The following is an 8,823-nucleotide window of genomic DNA, read 5'->3' as shown; positions in this document are numbered from 1 at the left end:
ATGGACCGCATCTTCACCCTGCACGCCGACCACGAGCAGAACGCCTCGACCTCGACCGTCCGTCTGGCCGGCTCGTCGGGCGCCAATCCCTTCGCCTGTATCGCCGCCGGCATCGCCTGCCTGTGGGGCCCGTCGCACGGCGGCGCCAACGAAGAGGCGCTGAACATGCTCAAGGAGATCGGCACCCCGGACAAGATCCCGGAGTTCATCCAGGGCGTGAAGGACCGCAAATTCAAGCTGATGGGCTTCGGCCACCGGGTCTACAAGAACTACGACCCGCGCGCGAAGGTCATGCAGCAGTCGGCCTACGAAGTGCTGGCCGCCACGGGCCGCGAGAACGATCCGCTGTTCGTCGTCGCCAAGGAGCTGGAGAAGGTCGCCCTGCAGGACGAGTACTTCACCTCGCGCAAGCTGTTCCCGAACGTGGACTTCTATTCGGGCATCACCCTGTCGGCGATGGGCTTCCCGACCTCGATGTTCACCGTGCTGTTCGCCCTGGCCCGCACCGTCGGCTGGATCGCCCAGTGGCAGGAAATGATGGCCGACCCGGGCCAGAAGATCGGCCGTCCGCGCCAGCTGTACACCGGCCCGACCGAGCGCGATTACGTGCCGATCGAAAACCGCGGCTGATCCACGCCCGACCAGACAAAACGCCGGGGCCCCGCGCCCCGGCGTTTTTCTTTGTCCGGACACGATTTCCCGGCGTCCGGACGCCTTCGCCGTTGAAGCCGCCCGTGGGGCGCCGTCTGCTGAGCCCATGACCCAACACGCCAAGACCGCCCTCCGCCCCTCCCAGGGGCCCGTCCGCGAACTGATCGACACCGTCCGCGTGGTCGCGATCGGCCTGCTGGCCGCCACCGCCATCCAGACGACCCTGTACCAGCCCTTCACCATCCCCTCGTCCTCGATGGAGCCGGGGCTGGTGATCGGCGACTATGTGGTGGTGTCGAAATTCGCCTACGGCTGGAGCCGGGCCTCCCTGCCCTTCAACCCGCCGCTGCCGGACGGCCGCCTGTTCGGACGCACGGCCGAGCGGGGCGACGTGGTCGTCTTCCGCCGCCCCAGCGCGCCGCAGCAGACCTGGGTCAAGCGCGTCATCGGCCTGCCGGGCGACCGGGTGCAGGTCATGGGCGGAACGGTGTTCGTGAACGGCAGCGCCATCCCCCGCACGCCGCTGAACCTGGTCCAGGACCAGGATGATTCCGGCGTCCAGGTGCTGCGAGTGCGCGAGACCACGCCGGAGGGGCGGCAGTACCTCACCTATGACCGCGGGTCCGGCCTGCCGGGCGACGACACCGGCGTCTATGTCGTGCCCGAGGGCCAGTATTTCATGATGGGCGACAACCGCGACAACTCGCTGGACAGCCGCTGGCCCGGCGATGTCGGCGTCGGCCTGCTGCCGGCCGAGAACATCGTCGGCAAGGCCGAGATCGTTGTCGCGTCGTGGAAGCCCGGCGCCGGCCTGTTCAAGCCCTGGACCTGGCTGAACCTGCGCGGCGGACGGCTCTTCAAGCCGGTCCGCTAGACCCGTTAGCGGCGGAACTCGTCATAGCTGACGACGCCGTCGTGGTTACGGTCCAGCCGCTCGAAGGCGGCGCGGGACGCGGGCGCGCTCTGGGCCAGCGACGGAGCGGCGATGGAGCCCAGGGCCAGTCCCGCCGCCAGCGCCGCGACCGCGTGCCACAGGCGGGTCCGGCCCCGCCCCGACCGCCTCTCGCCGCCGATCTCGCGCTCCATGAAGGCCCGCACGGCTTCGCTGACCGTCTGGCCGTTCTCGCGGCAGCGCTCGGCGAAGGCGGTCTTGGCGCCGTAGGGCACGCGCACCTCGATGGTCTCGCTCTTCTTGGGGGCTTTCTGGCGGGTCATCGCTCAATCCTCTTCGAGGGCTCAGCAAGCCCCGATCTCCAGACCAGAATGTGGCCTCGGCCCCGCCGCGTCTAGACCAGACGCAGGTCGCGGAAACGTTCGCCCAGGTCGTCGAGGTCGCGGTGCATGTGGGCCAGGCCGATGGCCGCCGCACCCCGGGCCAGATCGCCGTCGGACTCGCCGCCGCCCAGCGCCAGGACCGGGTCTGGATCGCCCAGCGGCTCCCCCGCCTCGCCCCGCGACAGCGCCTCCAGACGGACCACCGCGGCCGTGGCGGCGTGAATCCACGGCTCCAGACGGTCCAGCGCCCCGGAGGCCTGGAAGCCGCGCCCCAGGATGACGATGTCGCTGCGCACCCGCCAGAAGGCCCGCACCAGGGCCGCGCGGTCGGCGGTCTCCTTCTGGCTGCCCGGCAGGTCGATGACATTGGTCGCCGCCTGACCCAGCGCATCCAGCCGCTTCTTCATGTCCGCGTGGCTGCGGGCCAGGTCGCCCGCGTCGGCGGCGTCCCCGCGCATGACCAGCGCCAGCAGGGCCGCGGCCTTGCCCGCCGCCTCCCGCGCCTGCAGCCGGAAGGTCTGGCGCGCATGCCGGGGAAACAGCAGCAGAATGGCGATGACGCCGACCCCGCTGCCGGTCAGGATCTCCATCACCCGGTCCAGCGCCAGCGAGGCGGGCCCCTCGGGCCCCGCGCCGCCCGCGATGACGATGGCGGCCGTCACCGGCGCGATCTTCAGCCAGGGCCGCCCGGCCGCGAAGAAGGCCAGGCCCGCCGTCGACAGGGCCAGGGCTCCGACCATGGCGCTGACGCCCTCGGGCCGCACGAAGGCCACCGCTCCACCGACCAGGGCCCCGACGATGGTGCCGACGGCCCGGTCGCGCGCCACGGCCACCACCCCGCCGCCGACGCTGGTCTGGATGACCACGATGGCCGAGATCACGCTCCAGTAGGGATGCGGCAAGCCCAGCGCGGTGGCCAGATAGAAGGCCGCGGCGGCCCCGACCGCCATCTGCACGGCGGCGCGCACCTCGGCCGCCCGGCGGGGGCTGAGGGCGCGCGCCATGCTCAGCGCTCCATCCAGTGGGCCAGCGCCCCGCTGACCAGCTCCGGCGCCTCGATCGGCGTCAGGTGGCCGCAACCCGGCGCGATGACCAGTTCGGCGTCCGGGACCAGCCCGACGATCTCGCGGTGACCCGCCGGCGGGGTGATCTGGTCCACCTCCCCGCACAACACCAGCGTCGGCCCGCGATACGCCCGCAGCGCCGCCTCGCCGTCCCCGCGAACGATGGCGCTCTGGCGGATGAAGACCTCGGCCCCCAGCCGCTGGGTCATCGCCTTGACCCGCTCGGCCATGTCCGGGTTCGCGACGTGGTCGGGGGCCATATAGGTCCTCAGCAGCCGGTCTCCGATCCCGACAAATCGGCCGGACGCCGTCGCCAACCGGGTCTGCGTCGCCCGCTCGGCGGCGCGCTCGGGCGTGTCGGGACGAATCCCGGTGTCCAGCAGGGCCAGCCGCTCGATCCGCTCCGGACGGTGCATCAGCATGGCCTGGGCCACATAGCCGCCCATCGAGAAGCCCGCGACCGCGACCGGTCCCTCGGCCAGCGCGAAGACGGCCTCGACCAGCGCCGCCATCGTCTCGCCCCGGGTGATGTCCGCGACCCGCACGTCGAAGCGCGGCGACAGGGCGGCGACCTGATCCCGCCACAGGTCCGCATCGTTCAGCAGCCCCGGGATCAGGATCAGGGGCGCCGGCGACACGGTCTCAGCGCCCCGCCCTGGCCGCGATGACTCGCAGCACCGCATCAGCCGCCAGGCTGGACGGGTCCGGTGCATTGCGACCCATCAGATCCAACGCCGCCGTCTGCCGCTCGGCCTGCGTCCGGCGCGCCTCGGGATCGGCCAGCAGCCGCTCCACCTCTGCGGCGACCTTCTCCGGCGTGGCGTCGTTCTGGATCAGCTCGCGGGCGATCTCCTCGTCCGCCGCGTGATTGAACAGGGTCGCGTACTTGCCCGTGAAGAAGGGCTTCATGATCGCGTAGCTGAGCGGCTGGAAGCGATAGCCGATCACCATCGGCGCGCCGGCCAGCGCCAGCTCGGTCGAGACCGTGCCGCTGGTCGCCAGCGCCACCGTGGCGGCCTTCATCGCATCGTACTTCTCGGCCTCGGACACCAGGTGCACGCGGAAGGGCCAGGCGGCGATCCGTCCGGTCACGTCCTCGGCGACGGTGCCGGCGGCGACCACGGCGACTTCCAGCGCCGGATTCTGGCGCTTCAGCCGCCCCACCGCGCCCTCATAGACAGGCGTCATCAGCCGGATCTCGGACGGGCGGCTGCCCGGCAGGACCAGCAGCAGGTCGGCGTCCGGCGCAATGCCCCGGCGGGCGCGGAAGGCGGCGGGGTCCGCCGCGCTCATGTCCACATGCAGGGCCTGCGAGCCGACGACCGTCGTCGCCAGCCCCTCGCGCTCGAACCACGGCGCGTCAAAGGCGTACAGCGCCAGCAGGTGATCCACGGACTGCGCCAGGGTCTTGGCCCGGCCAGGCCGCGAGGCCCAGACCTGCGGCCCGACGTATTTGATCAGGGGCACGCCCGGCAGCGCCTCTTTCAGCGTCTTGGCCACCCGGATGGTGAAGCCCCAGCTGTCGATCAGCACGACCGCGTCGGGCTTCTCCGCCACGGCATGGGCCACGGTGTCGGTCACGCGGCGCTTGACCACGCCATAGGCCTTCAGCCCCTCGATCCAGCCCAGGATGGACAGTTCGGCGATGTCGAACGGGCTTTGCACCCCCTCGGCGGCCATCTTGGGCCCGCCGACGCCGACGAAGGTCACGTCGTCGCCCAGCCGGGTCTTCAGCGCCTGCGCCAGACCGGCGCCCAGCGCGTCTCCAGACGCCTCGGCGGCGACCAGCATGATCTTCAGCGGACGGCTCATCGGTCCTCGCCCCAGACATAGAGCCCCAGCCGGTCGGCGGCCTCGATCAGGGACGGACGGTCGATGACGATCAGCTTGCCCGCCACCCCGCCGACGCCCGCCAGACCGGCGGCGGCGGCCATCTCGATGGTGTGCGCGCCCATGACCGGCATGTCGACGCGCAGGTCCTGGATCGGCTTGGGCGCCTTGCCCAGCGCCCCCTTGCGGACGGAGGCCGAGCCGCGCAGGTCGGCGGGCAGGCTGGCGACGCGCATCAGCATGGCGTCCGTGCCCTCCTGGGCCTCCACGGCCAGCACCAGGCCGTCGCAGACGACCGCGCCCTGGCCGATATCCAGTTCGCCCGACTTCTCGGCGACGTACAGCGCCTTCCGCAGATCGGTCAGCTGGTCTTCGCTCGGCTGGACCCGGCCCAGCGCTCCGGCCGGAAGGGTCTCTCCGCCCAGGATGTCGTCGGCGCCCTCGACCAGGTAGCCGTCGGCCTCGAACACCGACAGGATCTTGCGCAGCAGGGCGTCGTCGCCCTTGGTGGCGGCGGCGATGATGCCCGGCAGGACGGTCGCGCCCTTGAAGTCAGGCTTCAGGGTCTTGAAATCGGGCCGGCTGACCGTCCCGGCCAGGCAGACCGCCTTGCAGCCGGCCTTCTTCATCGCCGACAGGATCTTGCCGATCTCGGCCATGCCCGCGTCGATGCCCGGATAGTGGGCCAGGTGCGGGTCGGCGAAGCCCGCCAGCCGGATCACGAACACCGGCCGGCCCTCGGCCTCGCAGCGCGCCGCCACCGAGACGGGCAAGGCCCCGCCGCCGGCGATCAGGGCCAGCTTGCCGCTCATCCGCGTTCCGGAAGAGCGACCGGTCGCCGCGTGTCCTCGCGGATGAAGGCGACGATCTCCTGGATCTCCGGCAGGTCGGCATAGGTCGCGGCCGCCTCGGTCAGGCGCTCGGAGAACAGGCCCTCGCCCTCGAAGATGTCGCGATAGGCGGCCAGCAGGCGGCGAATGGCGTCCTTGCCATAACCCTTCCGTTTCAGGCCGATCAGGTTCAGCCCGTGCAGGCGCACGTGATTGCCCCAGGCCGAGCCGTAGGGGATCACGTCGCGCGTCACCGCCGACAGGCCGCCGACGATGGCGCCCTGTCCGATCCGCCCGAACTGGTGCACCGCCGCCAGTCCGCCGAGGAAGACCTTGTCGCCGACCCGGGCGTGACCGCCCAGGGTGGCGTTGTTGGCGAAGGTCACGTTGCTGCCCACGATGCAGTCGTGCCCGACGTGGGCCCCGGTCATGAACAGGTTGTTCGAGCCGATGGTGGTCAGCTTGCGGTCGCCCGGCGTGCCCCGGTTGAAGGTCGAGTGCTCGCGGATAGTGTTGTTCTCGCCGATCTCCAGCGCAACCGGCTCACCCTTGTAGCCGCCGTGCTGAGGGTCCCCGCCCATGACGCAGAACGGGTGGATCGTCGTGCCGGCGCCGACCGCGGTGTCCTGCTGGATCACCACGTGACTGGCGACGCGCACGCCCTCGGCCAGCACGACGTTCGGCCCGATGATGCTCCACGGGCCGATATCGACGCCATCGGCCAGTCTGGCCGACGCATCGACCTGGGCTGTGGGGTGGATGGCCATCAGGTCGCCGGCTGATCGACGGTCACGACCATCGCCATGAACTCGGCCTCAGCGGCCAGCTTGCCGTCGATGAAGGTCTCGCCTCGGAACTTGTAGGCGTCGCCGCGGGCGCGGGTCACCCTGACTTCCATGCGCAGCTGGTCGCCCGGCCGGGCCGGTTTGCGGAAGCGCACGCCATCGATCGACATGAACATGATGACCTTGTCGGCCACCGCGACATCCATGGTCTTGGACATCAGCAAGGCGCCCGTCTGGGCCATCGCCTCGACGATCAGCACGCCCGGCATGACCGGATCGATCGGGAAATGCCCCGGAAAGAACGGCTCGTTATGCGTGACGTTCTTGATCCCGGTGATCGAGGTCGCGGGCACGAAATTCTCGGCCTTGTCGACGAGCAGGAAGGGATATCGGTGGGGGAGCCGCCGCATCACCTCGGCGTAATCGATGCTGCCGTTCTCGTCGGCCATGGCTCTACTCCCTGTCGTCCTTTTTCTTCGACGCCTGTTTGGACACCCAGATCGTTTCGCGCAAGAATTGTCGAATGGGTTTCGCTGGATAACCGGACCAGGTCTCCCCCGCCGGGATGTTCGCCAGCACCCCGGCGCCGCCCGCGACCCGGGCGCCTTCACCGATGGCCAGGTGGTCGCCGATGCCGGCCTTGCCGCCGAACATGACGCCGTCGCCGACCGTCACCGACCCGGAAATCCCCGTGTGGGCGGCGATCAGGCAGTTGCGGCCGATCGTGCAATTGTGCGCGATCATGACCAGATTATCGATCTTGGTGTTCTCGCCGATGACCGTGTCGTCGTAGGCGCCGCGGTCGATGCAGGTGTTCGCGCCCACCGTGACTCCGTCCTGGATGACGACCCGGCCCAGCTGGGGCACATCGACCGGTCCGGCGCGCGATCCGGCCGCGCCGAAGCCCGGCTCGCCGATGCGAACGCCGGAATACAGTTTCACCCGGTCGCCGATCAGGGCGAAGCCGATGGTGACGTTGGAGCCGATGTGACAGTCGCGGCCGATCTGCACGCCCGGGCCGATCACCGTATTGGCGCCGACGCGGGTGCCGCGGCCGATGCGGGCGCCGTGACCCAGCACCACGCCGGGCTCCAGCACGACCGTCTCGTCCTCGACGGCGAAGACAGGGTCGGCGGCCTTGTCGAGCGCATGCGGGCGGTGGAACAGCAGTGACGCCGCCGCCCAGGCGGCCTGGGGCGTCGATGACACCAGCACGGCGGCGGAGGCCGGCGCCAGGTCGGCGGCGGCGGCCGGAACGATCACGCAGCCGGCCGCGGTGGCCTTCAGCTGTTCAGCGAATTTGCGGTCGCCGAGAAAGGCGACCTCGGTCGAACCGGCGGTCCCCAAAGGCGCAACGGCGGAGACCTTTCGGTCCCCGCCGCGCGAGACTTCGGCCCCGATCCGTTCGGCCAGCCCGGCGACGTCCAGCGTCGGCAGGCTCTCGAAAAATCGCGGGTCAGGCATTCCGGATCGCAGGCTTATTGCTGCGGCTGGACCGGCACGGCGCTGCGCGTGAACTGCGGCAGCGACGGCAGGGCCTGGTTCAGGCGCTGGATCGCGGCTTCGGTCAGATCCATCTGCGGGTTCACGGCCAGAACCGAACCGCCGTCCAGCAGGATGCTGCAGCCCTTCTCCTGATAGAGGGCGGTGATGATCGGGCGGGCGGCGTTGACGATCGTCTGGGTTTGCAGACGCTCGGTGTAGCGCAGCTCGTTGGTGCGGGTCTCTTCCAGCTGCTGGGCTTCCTGCAGACGGGTCTGCCAGGCGCGGCCGCGCGAGCCGTCCGGATCGGCGGCCTGGCCGCCCTGTTGCAGCGCCGTGGCTTCGGTTTCCAGGGTCGCGGCGTACGGGGCCAGCTCGCCACGCACTTCTTCACCGAGGCGTTGCAGGCCGGTGGCCAGCGAACGGCCGGCGGTGCTGTTCGTGATCAGGGCTTGCGGGCTGTACATGCAGACGCCCGCCAGGACCGGTCCGTGCGTGAGCGGAGCCGGCTGCTGGGCCTGGGCTTGGGCCGAGGCGGTTCCGGCGGCGAGGGTGGCGACGGCGAAGGCGCCGATAGCGAACAGTTTCATGGTCAGGCCTTTGGAGCGGGACGTCGTCCCGCGGTTAGAACTGGGTTGAAGTCGAGAAGCGGAAGGTTTCGGTTTTGTCGTAGTCTTCCTGGCCGATAATCTTGCTGAGGTCGAAGCGGATCGGCCCCATCGGCGAACGCCAGTGGATGCTGATGCCGGCCGACGCACGCAGTTCGAGCTCGTCCACGATCTTGGCGTCGGGAAGCCCCGCCGAGGTGACCGTGTAACGATCATCCAGCGCGCCCAGGGTGCCCACATCGGTGAACAGCGAGGTCCGGATGCCGTATTCTTCCGGAAGATAGTTGGGGACCGTCAG

At 70.2% G+C, this 8,823-nt stretch carries 12 protein-coding genes; 2 read left to right on the top strand and 10 right to left on the bottom strand.

From position 1 onward, the window contains the following. Positions 1-630, top strand: a 630-nt coding sequence (locus Q0C81_RS10540; protein ID WP_291837294.1) for a citrate/2-methylcitrate synthase, incomplete at its 5' end; no start/stop codon positions are given. A 127-nt stretch (positions 631-757) separates the two neighbouring features. After that, the gene (gene lepB / locus Q0C81_RS10535; RefSeq protein ID WP_291837292.1) at positions 758-1,525 is read left to right on the top strand and encodes a signal peptidase I; all 768 of its coding nucleotides are present in this window, start codon (positions 758-760) and stop codon (positions 1,523-1,525) included. Between the two features lie 5 nt (positions 1,526-1,530). On the opposite strand, the gene Q0C81_RS10530 is transcribed toward lepB, so the two are convergent. The 10 genes from Q0C81_RS10530 to Q0C81_RS10485 all read right to left on the bottom strand — a co-directional run. Continuing rightward, positions 1,531-1,866, bottom strand: a complete 336-nt coding sequence (locus tag Q0C81_RS10530; protein ID WP_291837290.1) for an EF-hand domain-containing protein — start codon at positions 1,864-1,866, stop codon at positions 1,531-1,533. 71 nt (positions 1,867-1,937) lie between these two features. Continuing rightward, on the bottom strand, positions 1,938-2,930 hold the full coding sequence (locus Q0C81_RS10525) for an FUSC family protein (protein ID WP_291837288.1): 993 nt from the start codon (positions 2,928-2,930) through the stop codon (positions 1,938-1,940). Positions 2,931-2,932: 2 nt separating this feature from the next. Continuing rightward, positions 2,933-3,628: an alpha/beta fold hydrolase gene (locus Q0C81_RS10520; protein ID WP_291837286.1), complete on the bottom strand. Its 696-nt coding sequence runs from the start codon at positions 3,626-3,628 to the stop codon at positions 2,933-2,935. 4 nt (positions 3,629-3,632) lie between these two features. Continuing rightward, a complete protein-coding gene (lpxB, locus tag Q0C81_RS10515) occupies positions 3,633-4,802 on the bottom strand; it encodes a lipid-A-disaccharide synthase (RefSeq protein WP_291837284.1) in 1,170 nt (389 codons plus the stop codon). Beyond that, positions 4,799-5,632, bottom strand: a complete 834-nt coding sequence (locus Q0C81_RS10510) for an LpxI family protein (RefSeq protein WP_291837282.1) — start codon at positions 5,630-5,632, stop codon at positions 4,799-4,801. The genes lpxB and Q0C81_RS10510 overlap by 4 nt, the downstream gene beginning before the upstream one ends. After that, entirely contained in the window at positions 5,629-6,417 is a 789-nt protein-coding gene (lpxA, locus tag Q0C81_RS10505; RefSeq protein WP_291837280.1) for an acyl-ACP--UDP-N-acetylglucosamine O-acyltransferase, read from the bottom strand. Before lpxA ends, Q0C81_RS10510 begins: the two co-directional genes overlap by 4 nt. Next, complete coding sequence (gene fabZ, locus Q0C81_RS10500) at positions 6,417-6,884, bottom strand: 3-hydroxyacyl-ACP dehydratase FabZ (protein WP_291837278.1); 468 nt, start codon at positions 6,882-6,884, stop codon at positions 6,417-6,419. Before fabZ ends, lpxA begins: the two co-directional genes overlap by 1 nt. A gap of 4 nt (positions 6,885-6,888) precedes the next feature. Further along, entirely contained in the window at positions 6,889-7,899 is a 1,011-nt protein-coding gene (gene lpxD, locus Q0C81_RS10495) for a UDP-3-O-(3-hydroxymyristoyl)glucosamine N-acyltransferase (RefSeq protein WP_291837276.1), read from the bottom strand. A 14-nt stretch (positions 7,900-7,913) separates the two neighbouring features. Next, positions 7,914-8,507 carry an OmpH family outer membrane protein gene (locus Q0C81_RS10490; protein ID WP_291837274.1) on the bottom strand — a complete coding sequence of 198 codons (594 nt, stop codon included), beginning with the start codon at positions 8,505-8,507 and terminating at the stop codon, positions 7,914-7,916. A 34-nt stretch (positions 8,508-8,541) separates the two neighbouring features. Beyond that, the coding region (locus Q0C81_RS10485; RefSeq protein ID WP_291837273.1) for a BamA/TamA family outer membrane protein at positions 8,542-8,823 on the bottom strand (282 nt) is incomplete at its 5' end.

This window comes from Brevundimonas sp. (assembly GCF_023259385.1).
GTDB lineage: Bacteria > Pseudomonadota > Alphaproteobacteria > Caulobacterales > Caulobacteraceae > Brevundimonas.
This window is presented reverse-complemented; position numbering and strand designations above follow the sequence as displayed.

Coding starts and splice junctions, on each gene's coding strand:
- lepB (WP_291837292.1), top strand. CDS start 758: ATGACCCAACACGCCAAGACCGCCCTCCGCCCCTCCCAGGGGCCCGTC.
- Q0C81_RS10530 (WP_291837290.1), bottom strand. CDS start 1,866: ATGACCCGCCAGAAAGCCCCCAAGAAGAGCGAGACCATCGAGGTGCGC.
- Q0C81_RS10525 (WP_291837288.1), bottom strand. CDS start 2,930: ATGGCGCGCGCCCTCAGCCCCCGCCGGGCGGCCGAGGTGCGCGCCGCC.
- lpxB (WP_291837284.1), bottom strand. CDS start 4,802: ATGAGCCGTCCGCTGAAGATCATGCTGGTCGCCGCCGAGGCGTCTGGA.
- Q0C81_RS10510 (WP_291837282.1), bottom strand. CDS start 5,632: ATGAGCGGCAAGCTGGCCCTGATCGCCGGCGGCGGGGCCTTGCCCGTC.
- lpxA (WP_291837280.1), bottom strand. CDS start 6,417: ATGGCCATCCACCCCACAGCCCAGGTCGATGCGTCGGCCAGACTGGCC.
- fabZ (WP_291837278.1), bottom strand. CDS start 6,884: ATGGCCGACGAGAACGGCAGCATCGATTACGCCGAGGTGATGCGGCGG.
- lpxD (WP_291837276.1), bottom strand. CDS start 7,899: ATGCCTGACCCGCGATTTTTCGAGAGCCTGCCGACGCTGGACGTCGCC.
- Q0C81_RS10490 (WP_291837274.1), bottom strand. CDS start 8,507: ATGAAACTGTTCGCTATCGGCGCCTTCGCCGTCGCCACCCTCGCCGCC.